This window comes from Streptomyces cadmiisoli (genome assembly GCF_003261055.1).
Classification (GTDB): Bacteria; Actinomycetota; Actinomycetes; order Streptomycetales; family Streptomycetaceae; genus Streptomyces; species Streptomyces cadmiisoli.
In genome coordinates, this window is the sequence record NZ_CP030073.1 from 5368038 (window position 1) to 5387367 (window position 19330).

At 72.7% G+C, this 19330-nt stretch carries 14 protein-coding genes; 6 read left to right on the top strand and 8 right to left on the bottom strand.

Annotated features, from left to right (window positions below):
- Positions 1–92: 92 nt before the first annotated feature.
- From DN051_RS23435 to DN051_RS23445, 3 genes are all read right to left on the bottom strand, one after another.
- The gene (locus DN051_RS23435; protein ID WP_112439438.1) at positions 93–1826 is read right to left on the bottom strand and encodes an LCP family protein; all 1734 of its coding nucleotides are present in this window, start codon (positions 1824–1826) and stop codon (positions 93–95) included.
- Between the two features lie 248 nt (positions 1827–2074).
- On the bottom strand, positions 2075–3334 hold the full coding sequence (locus DN051_RS23440) for an LCP family protein (RefSeq protein WP_425471669.1): 1260 nt from the start codon (positions 3332–3334) through the stop codon (positions 2075–2077).
- Between the two features lie 399 nt (positions 3335–3733).
- On the bottom strand, positions 3734–4489 hold the full coding sequence (locus DN051_RS23445) for a TIGR03089 family protein (RefSeq protein WP_053760347.1): 756 nt from the start codon (positions 4487–4489) through the stop codon (positions 3734–3736).
- A 129-nt stretch (positions 4490–4618) separates the two neighbouring features.
- Between DN051_RS23445 and DN051_RS23450 the strand changes: the two genes are divergently transcribed.
- Positions 4619–5992, top strand: a complete 1374-nt coding sequence (locus tag DN051_RS23450) for a peptidoglycan recognition protein family protein (protein ID WP_234388868.1) — start codon at positions 4619–4621, stop codon at positions 5990–5992.
- Positions 5993–6193: 201 nt separating this feature from the next.
- Entirely contained in the window at positions 6194–7276 is a 1083-nt protein-coding gene (manB, locus tag DN051_RS23455) for a mannose-1-phosphate guanylyltransferase (RefSeq protein ID WP_053760349.1), read from the top strand.
- A 304-nt stretch (positions 7277–7580) separates the two neighbouring features.
- Here manB and DN051_RS23460 read toward each other — a convergent pair whose 3' ends face one another.
- The 4 genes from DN051_RS23460 to DN051_RS23475 form a co-directional block, all read right to left on the bottom strand.
- On the bottom strand, positions 7581–8585 hold the full coding sequence (locus DN051_RS23460; RefSeq protein ID WP_112439440.1) for a DNA-3-methyladenine glycosylase family protein: 1005 nt from the start codon (positions 8583–8585) through the stop codon (positions 7581–7583).
- A 209-nt stretch (positions 8586–8794) separates the two neighbouring features.
- A complete protein-coding gene (locus DN051_RS23465) occupies positions 8795–10105 on the bottom strand; it encodes a coenzyme F420-0:L-glutamate ligase (RefSeq protein ID WP_112439441.1) in 1311 nt (436 codons plus the stop codon).
- Positions 10102–11061 (bottom strand): 2-phospho-L-lactate transferase, encoded by a 960-nt coding sequence (gene cofD / locus DN051_RS23470; protein WP_112439442.1) that lies wholly within the window; start codon positions 11059–11061, stop codon positions 10102–10104. Before cofD ends, DN051_RS23465 begins: the two co-directional genes overlap by 4 nt.
- Positions 11062–11103: 42 nt before the next feature.
- The gene (locus tag DN051_RS23475) at positions 11104–11598 is read right to left on the bottom strand and encodes a cysteine dioxygenase (protein ID WP_053760352.1); all 495 of its coding nucleotides are present in this window, start codon (positions 11596–11598) and stop codon (positions 11104–11106) included.
- Between the two features lie 706 nt (positions 11599–12304).
- Here DN051_RS23475 and DN051_RS23480 point away from each other — a divergent pair.
- The 3 genes from DN051_RS23480 (at position 12305) to DN051_RS23490 (ending at position 17998) form a co-directional block, all read left to right on the top strand.
- Positions 12305–12568: a WhiB family transcriptional regulator gene (locus DN051_RS23480; RefSeq protein ID WP_003975777.1), complete on the top strand. Its 264-nt coding sequence runs from the start codon at positions 12305–12307 to the stop codon at positions 12566–12568.
- A gap of 181 nt (positions 12569–12749) precedes the next feature.
- Positions 12750–16517 carry a glycosyltransferase gene (locus tag DN051_RS23485; protein WP_112439443.1) on the top strand — a complete coding sequence of 1256 codons (3768 nt, stop codon included), beginning with the start codon at positions 12750–12752 and terminating at the stop codon, positions 16515–16517.
- Positions 16514–17998, top strand: coding sequence for a DUF5719 family protein (locus DN051_RS23490; protein ID WP_112439444.1), 1485 nt, complete (start codon positions 16514–16516; stop codon positions 17996–17998). The genes DN051_RS23485 and DN051_RS23490 overlap by 4 nt, the downstream gene beginning before the upstream one ends.
- An 11-nt stretch (positions 17999–18009) precedes the next feature.
- Here DN051_RS23490 and DN051_RS23495 read toward each other — a convergent pair whose 3' ends face one another.
- Positions 18010–18459 (bottom strand): metallopeptidase family protein, encoded by a 450-nt coding sequence (locus DN051_RS23495; protein ID WP_199315001.1) that lies wholly within the window; start codon positions 18457–18459, stop codon positions 18010–18012.
- Positions 18460–18753: 294 nt separating this feature from the next.
- On the opposite strand from DN051_RS23495, the gene DN051_RS23500 reads away from it, so the two are divergent.
- Entirely contained in the window at positions 18754–19176 is a 423-nt protein-coding gene (locus DN051_RS23500; RefSeq protein ID WP_053760356.1) for a DUF3499 domain-containing protein, read from the top strand.
- Positions 19177–19330: the final 154 nt, after the last annotated feature.

Consider the following 19330-nt stretch of genomic DNA (forward strand, 5'->3'; position numbering starts at 1 on the left):
CTGCCCATGAACACGGGTCCGTCCCGCGTCAAGTCAGACGCACGACGGACCCGTTGGGTTACCCCTCAGATATCAACTATTCGAATAATCAACTACTCGGCGCATTTGACCTTGTCCGCCGTGGACTTCTCGACGTCCGGCGCCTTGGCCGGACCGGAGACGGGGTTGCCCGCGCCCTTGAAGTCCTTGCCGAGCGTCAGCGTCATCGTCGGCAGGCCCTGGGCGTTGGTCACGCTCTCGCCGGGCTTCATCGCCGAGCCGGACAGCCCCATGATCTCGGCCAGCCTGCGTGCCTGGTCCGCCTGGTCCGGCGCGTACTCCAGGGTGGTCTTGCTCAGCTCCTGGTCGGCGTTCCCGGCGTTCTCGGACTTGGACACGCCTTCCTCGGTCTGGAGCCAGGTGAGGGTCTCCTGGGCGCTGCCCCCCGGCGCGCCGCCGTTGAAGATCCGCACCCGCACCTCGGAGGCGTCGGCCTTGCTGCCCTTCAGCCGGGCGGCCACCTCCGCCTTCTCCTTGGCCTTCTTCTGCTTGACGTCGGTGAAGGAGACGTCGTTCGCGATGGCCTGGAAGACGGCGGGGGCCCGCGCCTCGTCGACGACGACCGTGGCCTTGACCGTCTCCGCCGGGTTGTCGCGGACCGGCACGGTGGTGAACGCCAGGTTCTTGACGTTGAGCTTGCCCAGTTCGAGGCCGAGGTCCTTCAGCTTGCCGATGCTGTCCAGCTGGGAGTCGACGGTCAGCGCCTCGGTGCCCGCCTCGGCCAGCTTCAGCATCTTCCCCGGGCTGGTGAGCGTGTCGTTGGACTTCAGCTTGCGCATCAGCGCGCTCAGGAACTGCTGCTGCAGGCCGATACGGCTCAGGTCGCCGCCGGTGCCGACGGAGTGCCGGGTACGCACGAAGGCCAGCGCCTGCTCTCCCTCGACGGTGTGGGTGCCGGCCGGAAGGTTCAGCTTGGAGTCCTCGTCGTCGATGTCCTTGGCCAGGCACACCTCGACGCCGCCGACCGCCGTGGTCAGCGTCTTGACCGCGTTGAAGTCGGCGACCATGAAGTTGTCGGGCTTGACCCCGGTCAGCTCGGTCACCGTGCGCATGGTGCAGCTCGGCGTACGACCGCTCTGCCCCAGGCTGACGTTGAACCGGGTGCCGGGCGTGCCCGGGATGACTTCCTTGGTGCCGTCCTCCTGCGTGGTCGGACAGTCCGGGATGTCCACGATGAGGTCGCGCGGGATGCTGAGCGCGGTCGCGTTGGAACGGTCCTTGGAGACGTGCAGCAGGATCGTGGTGTCGGCGTGACCCGGGCTGCCCGCGTCGCCGTAGGACCCGTTGCCCGCGCCGGTGCGCTTGTCGGTGCCGATCAACAGGATGTTGATGGCCTTGTCCTTCTGGAAGCCGCCGGTGCTGGCCCCGTCGTCGTCGACGGAGGAGATGTTGTCGTTGAGGTGCTCCAGGTAGAGGTACCCGGCGCCCGCCGCGGCGACCAGCACGAACGCCATGGCGCCGCCGGTCCACAACACTATCTTCTTCGCCTTCGAGCCCTTTTTCGCGGGCCGCCGGCCGCGCCGTCCCGGCGGTGGCTCGGGAGGCCCGCCGCGGCGCCTGCGCTGCGCGGGCACCTCACGGTTCGGCGCGTCCGGCCGCTCCCTGGCGGGCGCGGGCGTGCGTCCGCGCGGCGTGCCGCCGCGCGGAGACGGTCTGCGCGGTCCGGGAACCGTCGACTGCGGTGCGGAAGCGCTCAGTCGCAGTTCGTATTCGCCGGTGCTCGGATTGAGTACCCACTGGTCTGCGGGATCGATGTTCTCCGCCCGCCCACGGCCTTGCGCGTCCACGGTTGTCTGAATCCTCCGTCGGGGCCACGCGGCGCCCTCCCCCTTAGAGGCGCTCGGGTCTCGTACAAACCTCGTACACAGTGCGCGACCCCAGAAACGAGTTCGTGGCCGGGAGCCGAAGTGCACCGGATCGCTCACACTATCCGGCCAGTTCAGCGCCGAGCGACGACGGTGACAAATTCCACGTCCCTACAACCGGGCAATCCACCCATTTCCCAGAACGAAAGTTCGCCGACTTGGTGAGCGTTTTACCGACAGGTGTCCTCGGCGGCCGTCTTACCGCTGAAGGTGGGGGCCGGGGACGCCCCGGAATCGACATACAGGCTGTAACCGCTCGACTCCGTATCGGTGTCCTCGTACGCGTTTTCGCCGTAATCCCGAGCGAAGTTCCGGGTCACTTCCACGGGCTCGTCGGACCGCAGCCGATCGAAGAGTCGCTTCGCCGCGGTTTCCACGAGCTGGTCGCGATTGGGATTGCCGACGTACGACTCCCGCGGGACCGTCAGGAACTGCACACGTTCGGTGGGGATGTCCCGGACTCCGCGCACGAGGTTGTAGAGCCCGCGCAGGCTCGCCAGCGCCGGGTCGGTGGTGAGGGCGGAGGTGGCCGCGTCCAGCACGGGGTAGAGCTTCACCGGGTTGAGCAGTACGTCACTGCTGCGGACCTTCTTCACCAGCGCCGCCAGGAATTGCTGCTGGCGGTCCATCCGGTCGGTGTCGCTGCCGTCGCCGAGGGACTTGCGGGCGCGGACGTAGCCGAGCGCCTGCTCGCCGTCGAGCGTCACCCGGCCCGCGGGCAGCCGCAGCTTCGCCGCCTTGTCCTGGATCGGCTCCGTCAGGCACATCTGGACCCCGCCGAGCGCGTCGACCAGGGACTTGAAGCCGCTGAAGTCGACGACGAGGTGGTGGTCGACCCGGATGTCGGTCAGCTTCTCGACCGTGCGCACCGTGCAGGCCGAACCGCCCTGCTCGAAGGCGTAGTTGAACATCGCGAACATGGGCTGCGTGCGGCTGCCGTCCGGCCGCCGGCAGCTCGGCACGTCGACCATCAGGTCACGGGGTACGGAGACGGCGGTGGCGCTGTCCCGCCCGGCCGACAGATGCAGCAGGATCGTGGTGTCCGACCGCTCGGTGCCCGGGTCGCGCCCGTAGCGGCCGTTGTCCTTGCCCGCCCGGGAGTCCGAACCGATCAGCAGGATGTTCTGCGCGCCGCGCACCAGCGCCGTGGGCCGCTCCCGCTCCCAGCGCGCCAGCTCGGCGGCGGCGGCCTCGTCGGGGGTGATGTTCCCGTCCAGCTTGGCGTAGACGAACCAGCCGGCGGCCACGGCCCCCACGACGGCGGCGGCCAGCCCCGCCGTCCCGTACCGCGCCCAGCGTCGTCTACGCCTGCGTATGAGCCCGGCCCCGATGGCGGACGCCCCGGTCCCCGGCTCCGGCGCCCCGCCGCCCGCCGCCGACGGCGCGTCGTCGTCCGGACGGTCGGGTGGCGTGCCTGCGGTGTCCGTCACGTCTGGATCCACCCCTCCGGCGTACGAGCGTGTACGAGCGAGTCGCGCATGTCGTGCTGCTTCGACCATCGCCCTACCGGGGCGTTCGCGCGGGCGGGGGTGGGCCGAACGGGTGACATCGGGACCGCTCGTACGTTCGCCCGTACGGGCGTGCGCCATCCGGGGCGCAAGCGCCACGGAGCGACGGGCTCGCGGGGGCGGTGGGGCGGTGGGGAGGCGGGTGCGGTGGGTCGTCGCGCCCGGCGGTCGGCGGTGCCGGCGGGTCGTCGTGTCCGGTGGGTCGCGTGCCGGCGGGTCGTCGTGTCCGGTGGGTAGCGGGCCGGCCGGCCGTCGTGCCCATGGGACCCGAGCCGAGGGGCCCGTGCCCGGCAGGCCCGGCGGCCCGCCGGGCCGGTGGGGTCAGCGGGCCGTCGCCGTGACGCGCTCGCTCTCGATGCGCTTGGCCAGGGACTCCTCGCCCAGTTCCGCCAGGTTCCGGCACAGCACCACGGAACCGCCGGTCGCCAGCGGCGCGAACAGCCCGGCGCTGAGGCCCTCCCACGTGTCGTACGGCAGCGCGGACAGGATGCGCGAACCGGGCCCCGTCAGATCCAGCCCCGGCGCGTCGGACAGCGCCCGCTCCACCACCTCGGCCGCGGTGTGCTCGGCCCCGGCGACGATCAGGGCGGGAGCCTCCGGGTCGACCGGCACGTACGGCGCGAACCGGTCGCCGTGGCTCGGCACGTCCACCGCGTAGTCGGCGTAGCCCTCCGGCGGTGCGGGGAAGCGGCGGCCGAGCGGCGCCAGCGACAGCGCGTACCGCTCACCCCGGCAGGCCAGCCCGTCCTCGAACCGGCCGGGCCCGGCCACCACGTGGTCGGCCCGGGACGGATCGCCGTCCATGTCGGCGACGGCACCCACCGACGAACACGCCAGCAGCCACACCACCGTCTGCCAGTGCGCGGGCAGCAGCAGCGCGACCCGGTCGCCCGGTTCCGCGGACATGCCGTCCTGGAGGAGGTTGGCGGTCTTGGCCACCCAATTGGCGAGGGTGGCCACGGACAATTCGACGCGCTCACCGGTGGCGTCGTCGTAGAAGGTCACCAAGGGGCGGGCGGGGTCCGCGGCGAGCGCGGAACGCAGCAGGTCGGCAGGGGTGCGATCGGTGGCGTTCACCCGCGCAAGCGTACGCGGGCGCCGGGCCGCGCATCGAGCGGCGGGGCCACCGGATCGGCCGAACGCGGCCCGACAGTACGTCAATTCCGCGATGGACAGGTTTATGTAGCTATGTCAAAGATCGGGAGCATGCGTAATCTCCTCGCTTCCTCGCTCGGCGTCACCTGCGCCGCCGCCCTGGCCCTCCCGATGACCCTCCCCGCGACCGAGGCGGCTGCGATACCCGCCAAGGCCGTGTCGGGCACCCCGCCCGCGCGCGCCGACGGAACCGGCATCCCCGGCAGCACCCAGTCGCTGCCCCTCGCCCCGATCACCGACGAACGCGACCTGGGCTCCGCCGCCGCGGGCCTGTCCCCGCGCAGCGTCCGGCCGTTCTCCCTGGTCGGCGTCATCTGGGACGACCCGACCGTCGAACTCAACGGCCGTGTCCAGGTCCGCACCCGCTCCGTCGGCACCGGCACCTGGTCCGACTGGCAGGACCTGGAAACGCACAACACCGACCACGCCCCCGACGCGGACACGGACGAACGCACCTCCGGTCGCGTGCGCGGCGCCACCGCCCCGCTGTGGGTGGGCGACTCCGACGGGGTGGAGGTCCTCGTGCGGGCGGTCGAACCCACCCGCGCCGGCGCGGCCCCGCTCCCCGCGGGCCTCCGCCTCGAACTCGTCGACCCCGGCGCGGAGACCGCCGTCGAGCCGCCCGCCCGGCACACCCCCGACGACCCGCCGCTGACCGAACTGCTCAGCCCCGAGGTCGCCGAGGCCTCCGCCCCGAACAGCGAGCTCGCCCCGCTCGGCGCCGCCCTGATCCCCGCGCTGGACCAGGCGCAGAGCCAGAAGGAACTGCTCACCCTCCAGGCCGCGGTGCTGACCGACGAGCAGAAGCTCAAGCCGTACATCGGCCCCCGCCCGGCCATCGTCACCCGCCGCGGCTGGGGCGCGGACGAGACGCTGCGGGAGAAGGAGTTCTCCTACACGAAGTCGGTCAAGGCCGCGTTCGTGCACCACACCGCGACCGGCAACAACTACACCTGCGCGCAGGCGCCGTCCGTCATCCGCGGTATCTACCGCTACCACGTCAAGAGCATGGGCTGGCGGGACATCGGCTACAACTTCCTCGTCGACAAGTGCGGAAACATCTACGAGGGACGCGCCGGCGGTGTGGCCAAACCGGTCATGGGCGCCCACACCCTCGGGTTCAACTCGGACAGCATGGGCATCGCGGCCATCGGCACGTTCAACTCCGCCGGCCCCACCAGCACCACGGTGACGGCCGTCAGTCAGCTGTCGGCCTGGAAACTCGGCCTCTTCGCGGGCAATCCCGGCGGCAAGACATACCTCAAGTCCGCCGGTGGCAACCTCTACGCAAAAGGTAAGAACGTACGACTGAACGTGATCTCCGGTCACAGGGACGGTTTCTCCACGGACTGCCCAGGAGCGCTCCTGTACGGCAAGCTCGGCTCGATCCGCACTCAGGCGGCGCGCTTCCAGGGGCGTCCCTGAGAACGGGACACGTTCAGCGGCACCTTCGGACGGGGGGACGTTCGGTGAGGGCGTTCATGAAGGTTTCCGACGGGGGTATCCACCGCCGCCGGGGGAAGAAACGCGTCACCGCACGGCCGTCGGGAGGCACCGGACCGGTCTGCATACACTGGCCGGCCGAAGGACAGTTCGGCCGGTCCCGGCAGGAAGCAGAGACGACAGGTGACAGAAGCGATCCTCCTGGTCGGCGGCAAGGGCACCCGGCTGCGCCCGCTCACGGTGCACACGCCCAAGCCCATGGTCAGGGCGGCGGGGGTGCCGTTCCTCACGCATCAGCTGGCGAGAGCGAGAGCGGCGGGCGTGGAGCACATCGTGCTCGCCACGTCCTATCTGGCCCAGGTCTTCGAGCCGTACTTCGGTGACGGCTCGGAGCTGGGGCTGCACATCGAATACGTCACCGAGGACGAGCCGCTCGGCACCGGCGGCGCGATCCGCAACGTGGCCTCACGGCTGCACTCGGGGCCCGACGACCCTGTTCTGATCTTCAACGGGGACATCCTGACGGGCCTGGACATCCGTGCCCTGGTGCGGACCCACGAGACGACGGGCGCGGATGTCTCCCTGCACCTGACGAAGGTGACCGACCCGCGGGCGTACGGCCTGGTGCCCACGGACGAGACGGGACGCGTCACCGCGTTCCTGGAGAAGCCGCAGACGCCGGAGGAGATCGTCACCGACCAGATCAACGCGGGGGCGTACGTCTTCCGCCGCTCGGTGATCGACACGATCCCGGCCGGGCGGCCGGTCTCGGTGGAGCGGGAGACGTTCCCCGGCCTGCTCGCGGCCGGCGCGCATCTGCAAGGGCTGGTGGACTCCACCTACTGGCTCGACCTGGGCACCCCGGCGGCCTTCGTACGCGGCTCCGCCGACCTGGTGCTGGGCCGCGCCCCGTCCCCGGCCGTGCCCGGCCGGTGCGGAGACCGCCTGGTCCTGCCGACGGCGAGGGTCGCTCCCGACGCCAAGCTGGCCGGCGGCACGGTGGTGGGGGAGGGCGCGTTCGTCGCCGAGGGCGTCACGGTGTTCGGCAGCACCATCCTGCCGGGCGCCGTCATCGAACCCGGCGCGGTCATCACGGACTCCCTGATCGGCACCCGCGCCCGCGTCGGTGAACGCTCCGTCCTCACCGGCACCGTCATAGGCGACGGCGCGATCGTCGGCCCGGACAACGAACTCAGCTCCGGCGCCCGAGTATGGTGCGACGCCCAGATCCCGGCGGGAGCACTCCGCTTCTCCTCGGACCGGTAACCGAGCCCGCAGCCGCACCGGGGCCCGCCCGATACGACCACCCGCGGCGCCCCGGTCCTTCGGGCCGCGGCTCCGCCGGGTGTCGGCGCCGCGGCCCGCCCACCCGCGGGCATTCGTGCCGCCTGGGGCGGCGCGGGTGGTCGCGGGCGGCACCCCGCGAACGCCGGGCCGCGCGAGAGCCCCCCGCACAACAACTGTCGGCCACTGTTCGGCACAGGGTTCGCGCCCCGACGCCCGGCCGGCACCACACCCGCACCGCGGCTCTCGCCCCCGCCTGCCGCACGGCCCCCGCACGGCCCCCGCCCTACAACCGCCCGATGTCCCCTCGCGGCATCCGCGGAGCCCGCCGCGGCGGCACCCTCCCGCTCAGCAGAATGAGCCGGGCGGCCCGATGCCGCTGCCCGGCATAAGGCTCGAGCAACTCCAGCATCACCGCGTCGTCCGCGTCCCGATCCCCGGCCAACGCGAATCCCACGATCCCCGGCAGATGCAGATCCCCCACGGTCACCGCGTCCGCCGCCCCATGACTGCGCTGCACGGTCTCCGCCGACGTCCACGGCCCGATCCCCGGCACGACCTCCAACCGCGCCTGAGCGGCCGCGGCGTCCATCCGTACCGCCTCCTCCAGCCGCGCGGCCACCTGCACGGCCCGCAGAATCGTGGAGGCCCGCTTGTTGTCGACCCCGGCGCGATGCCATTCCCACGACGGGATCAGCGCCCACGTCCGCGGTGCCGGCATCACGCTCATCCGCTCCGGTGCGGGCCCCGGCGCCGGTTCCCCGAACTTCCGCACCAGCAGCCGCCACGCCCGGTACGCCTCGTCGGTCGTGACCTTCTGCTCCAGGACCGAAGGGATCAGCGATTCCAGTACCAGCCCGGTCCGGGTGAGCCGCAGCCCCGGCCGCCGGTGCCGAGCCAGCGCCACGATCCGGTGCCGCGGCACGAAGACGGACGGATCGTCCGCCGACCCGAGCATCTCCGGCAGCCGGTCCAGGAGCCACTCCGCCCCCGGCCCCCAGGCCTCCCCGCGCACCTCGCCGCCCCGCGCCGACACCCGCAGCGTCCCCGGCCCGACGGGCGTACGGCTGGCCCGCCACACCGATCCGTCCGGCGTCGCCCGGAAGGTCGGGTCGCCGGGCCCGCGCCGCAGCGGCCCGAGAACCAGCCCCAGATCCAGCGGCCCGTCCGGCACATGGGTCCGTACCCGCCCGGCGACCGGAGCCGCCTGCCGCGGCACTCCCGCGGGCACGGCGACATGCCCACCGCGCACGGTCGTCCGCGTGGGCTTGGGAGCGAAGCGTCCTGCCACGTATGAGATCCCGGTGGAGAGGTACGGCTGGAGCCGAAGGACGGCGGAAAAAGAACGAACGGAGACGGGAGACGAGAGGACGGGGGACAAGAGGAGACGAGAGGGCGGGGGGACAAGAGCGGACAACAGACCCTACGAGAGTAGGCGCACCGACCACATGGTCACCGCACTTCACCCCACCCCGCGGTCACCACGCCCCGCCGCCCCGCTCACCGCACCTCGATGAACGCCCCCGCGTCCCGCTCCGGCCGGGGCCGCGGTGCCTCGGCCGGATGCCCGACCGCGACCGCGCCCATCGGATCCCAGTCCTGCGGCAGCCCCAGCACCTCCCGTACGACGTCGCGGCAGAACATCGTCGACGACACCCAGGCCGAGCCGAGCCGCTCCCCTGCCAGTGCCACCAGGAAGTTCTGGACACCGGCGCCGGTGGCGACCACGAACATCTCCCGCTCGGCCCCGTCCCGCCGGGTGTCCCCGTAGGTGTGCGAGCCGTCCATTACCAGGCACGGCACCACGAGGTAGGGCGCGTTGCGCAGCACGTCGCCGCGCCGTACCCGCTTGGCGATCGACTCCTCGCTCTTGCCGTCCCGGCGCAGGTCGTCGATCCACGCGTCCCGCATCGCGTCGAGCAGTCCGGTGCGTGCCTCGTGCGACTCCAGGAGGACGAAGCGCCACGGCGTCGTGTGATGCGGCGCCGGCGCGGTCACGGCCGCGGCCACCGCCCGTCGTACGGCCCCGGGGTCGACCGGCTCGTCCGTGAAGGACCGGACCGTGCGCCGCTGGGTCACCGCCTCCCGTACCGCCTCCGACGTACCGAGCCGGAACATGTCGTCGTGCGCGCTTCGCACCAAGAGCCGTGCCCCTTCCTCGTCGTCCTCGGCCAGCAGCTGCGGCAGGCCGCGCACCACGGCGACGGGCAGCCCCGCCGCCTTGCCCTTGACGAGGTCGCCGGCGGCGGCGAGTTCGTCGGCCGTGGCGACGACGGTGGAGCTGAGCGGGTTGCCGTGCGCGTCGGTGCCGCCGCGCAGGTCGTCGAGCACCCGTACCCCGGCCGCGCCGATCGCCACGTCGGTGAGCCCGGAGCGCCAGGGCCGCCCGAACGTGTCGGTGACGACCACTGCGACGTCGACGCCGAGCTCGTCCCGCAGCCCGCCGCGGATGGCGCGCGCCGACGCGTCGGGGTCCTCGGGCAGCAGCAGCACCGTCCCGGCGGCGGTGTTGGACGCGTCCACACCGGCGGCGGCCATGACGAGGCCCTGCCGGTTCTCGACGATGCGCAGCGCGCCGCGCCGGGCCACCACGCGTACGGTCTCGGCGTCGATCGCGGCCTCCCGGTCGGCCGCCTCGACGACCCTGCCCTCCGCCTTCGACACGATCTTCGAGGTGACGAGCAGCACGTCGCCGTCGACGAGCCCCGGCTCGGCGGCGGCGATCAGCTTGGCGAGGTCGTCGCCGGGCGCCACCTCGGGGATCCCCGGCACGGCCCAGACGCGGTAGCCCTCCGCGGACCCTGCGCTCACGCGGCGCGCACCTCCTCCGCGAGCGCCAGCGCCTCGCGCGCCATCCGCGCGGTCGCGTCCTCGTCCGTCATCAGCAGCGGTACGGCCCGGCAGCGGATGCCGGCCGACTTGACCCGCTCCACCGTGTGCTCGTCCACGGTGTCGACGAGCCAGCCGTCCAGCAGTCCCGAGCCGTAGTGCTCGGCGACGGCCGCGGCCGTCGCCTCCACGCCGACGGCCGCGAGCACCTTGTCGGCCATGCCCCGCACCGGCGCGTCCCCGACGATGGGGGACAGGCCGACCACCGGCACCCCGGCGTCGGCGATCGCCTCCCGGACACCGGGCACGGCGAGGATCGTGCCGACCGACACGACCGGATTGGACGGCGGGAAGAGGATCACGTCGGCCGCCGCGATCGCCTCCAGGACGCCGGGCGCGGGCCTGGCCTGCTCGGCGCCGACCGGTACGACGGCCTCGGCCGGCACGGAGGCCCGCAGCCGCACCCAGTACTCCTGGAAGTGGATCGCCTTGCGCTCGCCGTCGAGTTCGACGGCGACATGGGTCTCGACCCGGTCGTCGGTCATGGGGATGAGCCGTACGCCGGGCTTCCAGCGGTCGCACAGCGCCTCGGTGACCGCGCTGAGCGGATACCCGGCGGCGATCATCTGCGTCCGCACGATGTGTGTGGCGAAGTCCCGGTCCCCGAGCCCGAACCACTCGGGCCCGACGCCGTACGCCGCGAGCTCCTCCTTGAGGTGGAAGGTCTCGTCGGCCCGTCCCCAGCCCTGCTCCTCGTTGATGCCGCCGCCGAGCGTGTACATCACCGTGTCGAGGTCCGGGCAGACCTTCAGCCCGAAGAGGTGGATGTCGTCCCCGGTGTTGCCGATGACGGTGATGTCCGCGTCCGGAACGGCCTTCTTCAGGCCGCGCAGGAACCGGGCACCGCCGATGCCGCCTGCCAGAACCACAATGCGCATTGCCCCAGTGTGTCAGCCGGTGCCCACAGCACCGCCACACCCCTACGGCACCGGCACGACCGCCGCGCACCGAGGGCTGTCGTGCATCGGCATCTCCGTCAGGCCCGGGTGGTAGACGTGCAGGCTGACGGCCGGTTCGAGGGCGTCGTTCACGACGTCGTGCACATAGCCCGGCGCGAACACGCGCTGGCTGCCCGCGCCCAGCACGCGCGAGCCGCGCTCCGTCCGCTCGGTCAGCGCGCCCTCCAGCACGGTCAGCACACCGCTGGAGCGGCCGTGGTCGTGCGGTCCGCTGCCCTGGCCGGGCACCCAGGACAGCAGCCAGACCTCGTAGCCCGGCCCGGTGCGCAGCCGGTGGTACCAGCGGCTCGTCGCGTCGTAGCGGACCAGGTGCTCCCACTGGGAGCGGTCGGCGGCCACGGAGCGGGCCAGGCCGACGAACTCGGCGACGGTGGCCGGGTGCTCGCGCGGAGCCTGGAGAAGGTGCGGAACCTCGAGGATGTCGCCGGCGATCTGGAGGTCGCTGTCGCTGTTCATGGAGTGGGGTTTTCCTCGGCGGAAGTGAGGGGGCTGGGGGCGTCCGCCCGGGTCGCGGGCGAATGGACGTGCCCTGGTGGGGCCTCGCGGGGAAAAGCGGTCGAGTCGCGGTGGACTCGACGACAGCCGGAGCGGTTCGGCTCAACAGCTGGAACAGCAACAACAGCTACAGCGGAACCGGGCAGCACCGAGCGACCCGGCGGAGCGGGTCGGGGCGGGTGCCGAGTTCGCGAGCATGCCCACAAGGACATCGGTTCACACCTGCACTGTCAACTCGGCGCCCGGAATGTGGGACCCGGTTCACCTCATCCGGTTCATCTGTCAGGTGAAAGGTTTGTTCACGCCGTCACCGGGACACATGGCGCACAACCGGGCACGCAGGCCCCGTTGCGATCCCGTGATCCGACTGTGATCCGGTTCGCATCGTCGTGCGTGTCGGAACGAGACCGAACCGGTGCGCGTCCTTCTTGTTGCAGGGTCCGTGCGGGGCGGGAGGCCTCCTGGACCTCCTCTGCGTGTCAAGGTTTATGCCGATTTGAACACTTTCCGCACGGCCTTGGTTCCGCAGAGTGAATAAGGGACCCAATAGCAGATCTCGGCTTGACTCGCCCGGAGCAGCACACTTGTAATTTCACTCGTGTCGTTCAGCCGGAATCGGTAACGGCCGCATCACGGGGACGCGAAAGACTGACGAGGGGCGCAGCACATGACCGAGCTGGTGCAGCAACTGCTGGTCGACGACGCGGACGAGGAACTCGGCTGGCAGGAGCGCGCGCTGTGCGCCCAGACCGACCCCGAGTCCTTCTTTCCCGAGAAGGGCGGCTCGACCCGCGAGGCCAAGAAGGTCTGTCTCGCCTGCGAAGTCCGCTCCGAGTGCCTCGAATACGCTCTCGCGAACGACGAGCGCTTCGGTATCTGGGGCGGTCTGTCCGAGCGTGAGCGCCGGCGTCTGAAGAAGGCGGCCGTCTGACCGAGCGGCATGCGTCTACTGCGTACATACAGGGCGAACGGCCCGTCGCGAGTGGGTTGTCCACAGGCGGCGGGCCGTCGTCATGGTCAGCCGATAGTGTGGGCGCTCGTCCGAGACACCCCGCTGCCCCCACGGGGCACAGGTGTCCACCGCAGTCCACCGAACCGGGGCCCGTACCTCGATGTCCGTGCACAGCCACACGGCAGCCCATCACCACCTCGCTGCCACGGCGGGAATCGACCCGTCCCGCCCACCGGAGTTCCCGCGTCACGTGGTGACGGCGGTGCTCGTCGCCCACGACGGCGCCCGCTGGCTGCCCGACGCGCTCGCCGGGCTGCTCGGCCAGGAGCGGCCCGTCCAGTACGTCGTGGCGGCCGACACCGGCAGCGCCGACGACTCCGCGCATCTGGTCACCGACGCGCTCGGGCCCGACCGTGTGCTCCACCTCGCCCGCCGCACCGGCTTCGGCCAGGCCGTCGAGGAGGCCAACCGCAACGCACCCGTCCTCACGCCCGAGGACCTGCCCTACCTGAAGCGGCCGAGCGGCTGGGACCCGGTCACGCGCTCCTGGCGCGACGACGCGTACGACCAGCCCGAGCTTCCGCACGGGGAGCCCGTGCAGTGGCTGTGGCTGCTGCACGACGACAGCGCCCCCGAACCCGACGCGCTCGCACAGCTCCTGCGCGTCGTGGAGAACGAACTCGAACTCGGCCGCGACGACGTCGCCGTCGTCGGCCCCAAGCTGCGCGGCTGGTACGACCGACGGCAGCTCCTCGAGGTCGGCGTCACCATCGCCAACTCCGGCCGCCGCTGGACCGGCCTGGACCGCCGCGAGCAGGACCAGGGCCAGCACGACCACGTGCGGACCGTGCTGTCCGTGTCCACCGCCGGCATGCTGGTGCGGCGCGACGTCTTCGAACAACTCGGCGGCTTCGACCGCAGGCTGCCCCTGATGCGCGACGACGTCGACCTGTGCTGGCGCGCGCACGCCGCCGGTCACCGGGTCCTCGTCGCCCCGGAGGCGGTCGTACGACACGCGGAGGCGGCCTCCCGCGAGCGCCGCGCCGTCGACTGCGTCGGCCGCACGTCGGCCTCCCCGCACAAGGTCGACAAGGCCGGCGCGGTCTACACCCTGCTGGTCAACACCCGGACGGCCACGCTGCCCTGGGTCCTGACCCGGCTCGTCCTCGGCACGCTGCTGCGCACCGTCGCCTACCTCGTGGGCAAGGTGCCCGGCCAGGCCGTCGACGAGATCCGCGGCCTGCTCGGGGTGCTGCTGCGGCCCGAGCGGATCATCGCGGGCCGGCGGCAGCGCGGTGCCCCGGTTCTCGACGCGGGCGAACTGCGCCCGCTGTTCCCGCCGCCCGGCGCGACGGTGCGGGCCACCGTGGAACAGGTCGCGGGCAATGTCGTCAGCCGCTCCGACGCGGAGAGCGTCCCCGGTGCCGGACGGCACGGCGGCGGCGTCGAGTCCGGGCCCGGCGGCGACGACGCGGACTTCCTGGAGATCGAGCAGTTCGCACGGCTGAAGCGGATCGCCCGCAACCCGGGCCCGATGCTCTTCCTGGTGCTGCTGCTGGTCTCGCTCGCCGCCTGCCGCGAACTCCTCGGCGGCGGTGCACTCGCGGGCGGCGCCCTGCTGCCCGCACCGGCGGACTCCGGCGAGCTGTGGTCGCGTTACCTCGACTCCTGGCACCCCGTCGGCGCCGGCGGCGACGCCGCCGCCCCGCCGTACCTCGCCCTGCTGGCGATGCTGGGCTCCACCCTGCTCGGCTCCACCGGACTCGCGCTCACCCTGCTGCTCGTCGGCTCCGTGCCACTGGCCGGCTTCACCGCGTACTTCGCCGCGCGTCCGCTCGTCGAGTCCCGGCTGCTGCGCGCCTGGGCGGCCGTCGTCTACGCGTTCCTGCCCGCCACCACCGGCGCCCTCGCCGGCGGCCGGGTCGGCACCGCGGTCCTCGCCGTGCTGCTGCCGCTGATCGCCCGCGCGGGCATCGCGGCGAGCGGCCTGGCTAACTCCTCCGGGCACCGCGGCAGTTGGCGCGCCACCTGGGCGTACGCGCTGCTGCTGACGATCACCACCGCGTTCACACCGATCGTGTGGCCGGTGGCGCTGCTCCTCGGCATCGGGGTGCTGGCTGTGCGCCGGGGCGACATCACCGCCTACGGCCTGCGCTTCCTCGCCCAGCTCGGCACGCCGCTGCTGATCCTCGCGCCCTGGTCGCTGACGCTGCTGCCGTTCGGCTTCTTCCGGGAAGCCGGCCTGGAGTACGGCCACTCGGCCGCCTCCGCCCTCGACCTGCTCGGGGCCGGCCCCGGCGGACCCGGCACGGTCAGCGGGCTGATGCTGTTCGGCATCGTGCTGGCGGCGCTGGCCGCCCTGCTGCGCGGCGAGCGCCAGGCGGACATCTGGACGGCCTGGGCGGCCGCCCTGGTCGGCCTGGTCCTCGCGGTCCTGTCGAACGGTTCCGCCTGGGCCGGCCCGGCCACCCTGGTCTACGGCATCGCCCTCCTCGCGGCCGCCGCGATCGGCGCCGACGGCGCTCGCGCGCGGGTCGCCGAGCAGAGCTTCGGCTGGCGCCAGCCGGTCGCCGCGCTGATCGCCTTCGCCTCCGCCGCCGGCCCCCTGCTGATCGCCGCCGGCTGGATGATCCGCGGTGCCGACGGCCCGGTGGAGCGCCGTGACCCGGTGCAGGTGCCCGCGTTCGTCGCCGAGGAGAGCAACACCCGCGACCAGGCCCGCACCCTCGTTCTCGACAGCGACTCCGCCGCCCACGTGGGCTACACGCTGGTGCGCGGCTCCGGCGCCCGCCTCGGCGACGCCGAACTGGCCGCGGCCGACGGACCGAACGCCGCGCTGGACAAGGTCGTCGCCAACCTCGTGGCCGGCTCCGGCGCCGACCAGGCCGACCAGCTCGGCGGCTTCGCCGTGCGCTACGTCCTCGTCCACAAGGGCGCCCCGCGTGAGGTCAGCCGGGTCCTGGACGCCACGCCCGGTCTGAGCCGGCTGAGCCAGCAGGACGGCAGCGCGCTGTGGCGCGTCGACCGCCAGGTGGCCCGCGCCGTCGTCGTCCCGGCGTCCGGCTCGGGCGAGCCGCAGCCCGTCGCCGCCGGCCCGGTCGAGATCCACACGAAGGTCCCGGCCGGTCCCGAGGGCCGGATCCTGCGCCTCGCGGACACCGCGAGCGAGGGCTGGACCGCCACCGTCGACGGCAGGCCGCTCACCCCCACCGAGGTCGACGGCTGGGCCCAGGGCTTCGAACTCCCCGCGGGCGGCGGCACGCTGGACGTCACCTACGACGACCCGATCGGCCACACCGCCTGGCTGTGGGCACAGGGCGCCCTCGCCGTCGTCCTCGTCGTGCTGGCCCTGCCCGGCCGCCGCCGCGACATCGACGACGACCTCCCCGAGGAACCGGTCGTTCCGGAGCAGGCCATGGCCGGCGAGGGCCGCCGCGCCCGCCGGCTGCGCGCCCAGGCCGAGGCCGAGGCCGAGGCCGAGGAGACCGGCCGGACGGACGAGTTCCCGGCCGTCGCGCGGGAGGAGCCCCCGGAGTCCGTCCCGCAGCAGCAGCCCTACGCCGCACCGGCCCCGCCGGAGGAGCACCCGGCGGCCTGGGGGACCGACACCCCGGGCTACGCGGGCCCCGAGTACGGCGCGTACGGCGGCGAGCAGTACCAGGAAGCCGGCGGGCAGTACCCGGCGGGCGGTTACGACGGCCAGTACCCGGCGGACCAGTACCAGGCGGATCCGTACCAGGGCGGTCCGTACGACGCGTACGCGTACGGGGCCACCGCCCCCGACGGCTCGTACGACCCGGCGTACGGCCGGCCCTACGACCAGACGTACCAGCAGGGCTACGACCCCGCGTACGACCCGGCGCGACCGCACGGCCCGCACGGCCCGCACGACAACGGCAGTGAGCGCACCGACGGGAGCCAGCAGTGAACCGCACCACCCTTTCCCTGATCGGCGTCGCCACCGCGCTCGCCGCCGTCACCGGGTTCGCCGCGGTGTCCGCCCCGGAACCCACCGGCACGGGCACCGCCGAGGCCGCCGCCGAACTGCCCGTGGAGCGCACCAGCCTGCTGTGCCCGGCGCCCAGCACCTCCGACCTCGCCGAGACGGCGTACGCGTCCTTCACGCCCGTCGTCGAGGGCACCGCGGACAAGGGCAAGGCCGAACTGCGGTCCGTGGCACCGGAGTCCGGCGACGGCGACGACAAGTCCGGGGCGGACAAGCCGGTGCTGGAGCCGAAGGAACCGGGCACGCCCGCCGAGGGCGACAGCACGGGCGGCGAGTCGCCGGCGCTGATCGGCACCGCCGAGGGCGGCTTCGCGCCCGGCTGGACCGTCCAGGAGACCACGGAGGTCGCCGCCGGCAGCGGACGCGGCCTCCAGGGCGTCAACTGCTCCGCCCCGGACACCGAGTTCTGGTTCCCGGGCGCGAGCACCTCCGCCGGCCGCACCGACTACGTGCATCTGACGAATCCCGACGACTCCGCCGCCGTCGTCGACATCGAGCTGTACGGCAAGGACGGCGACCTGGAGTCCGCGGTCGGCGAGGGCATCACGGTCGCTCCGGGCGCCAGCGAGCCGATCCTGCTGTCGACGCTGACCGGTGCCAAGGAGACCGACCTCACGGTGCATGTGAACGTCCGCAGCGGGCGGGTCGGCGCGGCCGTCCAGGCGCTGGACGACGAGATCGGCGGCGACTGGCTGGCCGCGGCCACCGACCCGGCCGGCAGTCTGGTCCTGCCCGGCATTCCCAAGGACGCCACGGCGGTCCGGCTGATCGCCTTCACACCCGAGGACACGGACGCCGACCTGAAGGTGCAGCTCGCCTCGACGTCGGGGCTGATCACCCCCGCCGGACACGAGACGCTGCGCGTCAAGGCGGGTGTGACGACGGCGGTCGACCTCGCCGACCTCACCCGGGGCGAGCCCGGCTCGCTGGTCCTGACGCCGACGGACCGCGCGGTGCCGGTGGTCGCGGCGGTCCAGGTGGTGCGCGGCAAGTCCGGTTCCCAGGAGTCGGCGTTCATCTCGGCCGTGCGTCCGGTGGGCGCGCGGGCGACGGCCGTCGGCAACACCGGCAAGGGCGTCACGCTGTCCCTGGTCGCGCCGGGGGAGACGGCGCAGGTCAAGGTCACCGCGTCGGCCGGCGCGAAGGGCGGCGAGGCGGTGTCGAAGACGTACACGATCAAGTCCGGCACCACCCAGAGCGTCGACCTGCCGGTCCCCGGTGGCCTGAAGGGCACGTACGCGCTGACCGTCGAGCACGACTCGGGCGGTGAGGTCTACGCGTCCCGGACGCTCACTGCGGCCCAGGACGGGGTGCCCGCGTTCACGGTGCAGACCCTGCCGGACGACCGGGGCACGGTGAAGGTGCCGAAGGCGGAGCAGGACCTGTCGGTGCTCCAGAAGTAGCGCGGCGGGGTTCAGTCCTCGCCGTAGCGCGGATCCACGGTCTCCGGCGTCAGCCCGAGCAGCTCGGCGACCTGCTCGACGACGACCTCGTGCACCAGCGCGGCCCGCTCGTCGCGCCCCTTGGTGCGGATCTCCACCGGCCGCCGGTAGACGACCACCCGCGCGGGATGCCCCTCCCGCGCGGGGATCGTGCCGCCGAGCGGCACCGCCTCGTCGTTCCAGACCTGCCCGGGTCCGTCCAGCCTCGGGACCTCCAGGACCAGGAAGTCGATCTCGGCGAGCTGCGGCCAGCGCCGCTCCAGGCGCTCCACGGAGTCCTGCACCAGGTCCGCGAACGCCTCGGCGCGGCTCGCCGCGAGCGGCACCTGCGGCGGGGCGATCGGGCCGCGCATGCCCCGGCCGTGGCGATCACGGCGGCGGGGCCCGGGGCCGGCGGCGCTGGGCGGTACTCGGTTGTCCATCACTGGTGAAGGGTAGTCCTCGCGGGCTGCCCGCGCCCGGCCCCCACGCTGCGCGACGACCGCCCGCGGGCCCGCGGGCGGCATGTCGAGAGATGACCATTCCAGCCAAGGTTGGGCTCGATTCCGTATCTCTCCGAGACCGGCGATCACGAGGCAATTGATGTTGTTTGTGTGGAGTGTTGACCGGATTTGACGCGGTCGGACATCCCGAAAAGTGCGGTCCGTGCAGGTCAACGGGGTGTGTCTGCAGGGGTGTGTGGGGTGTTTCACAACCCGACACGGTGGAGTGACCTGGTGGAGAGTCGTCGCGGCCCGCTCAAGAGTGCGGTACCGTCCAACGTCGTGAGCCCTGTACGTCGCTGTTCGCGAACCGCTTGCGGCCGTCCGGCCGTAGCGACGCTGACGTACGTCTACGCCGACTCGACCGCGGTCCTCGGCCCGCTCGCCACCTACGCCGAACCCCACTGCTACGACCTGTGCGCGGAGCACTCCGAGCGCCTCACCGCCCCTCGCGGCTGGGAGGTCGTCCGGCTCCTCGACGGTTCGGCCCCCGCCCGGCCCAGCGGTGACGACCTGGAAGCGCTCGCCAACGCGGTGCGCGAGGCGGCCCGTCCCCAGGAGCGCGCGGCCCAGGCCGGCGGCGGGGGACGCGCGGCGGACCCGATGGAGGTCGCACGCCGCGGCCATCTGCGGGTGCTGCGTTCGCCCGACAACTGAGCGGGGCTTCCTGCGGGTTCGTCCGACCTCCCCAGATGTTTCACCGTGCGGAGCATGTCCGTCGGCGCACACCCATTGACTCGGACTTGTCGCGGACACGACCATTTCCGACGCCCGTGGGAAATCGCTTTCCGCACAGCGGAATCCGGGGAGG

Excerpts from the sequence above, each read along its gene's own strand:
- DN051_RS23450 (WP_234388868.1), top strand. The coding sequence starts at position 4,619 with ATGCGTAATCTCCTCGCTTCCTCGCTCGGCGTCACCTGCGCCGCCGCC.
- cofD (WP_112439442.1), bottom strand. The coding sequence starts at position 11,061 with ATGCGCATTGTGGTTCTGGCAGGCGGCATCGGCGGTGCCCGGTTCCTG.
- DN051_RS23475 (WP_053760352.1), bottom strand. The coding sequence starts at position 11,598 with ATGAACAGCGACAGCGACCTCCAGATCGCCGGCGACATCCTCGAGGTT.
- DN051_RS23480 (WP_003975777.1), top strand. The coding sequence starts at position 12,305 with ATGACCGAGCTGGTGCAGCAACTGCTGGTCGACGACGCGGACGAGGAA.
- DN051_RS23485 (WP_112439443.1), top strand. The coding sequence starts at position 12,750 with ATGTCCGTGCACAGCCACACGGCAGCCCATCACCACCTCGCTGCCACG.
- DN051_RS23495 (WP_199315001.1), bottom strand. The coding sequence starts at position 18,459 with ATGGACAACCGAGTACCGCCCAGCGCCGCCGGCCCCGGGCCCCGCCGC.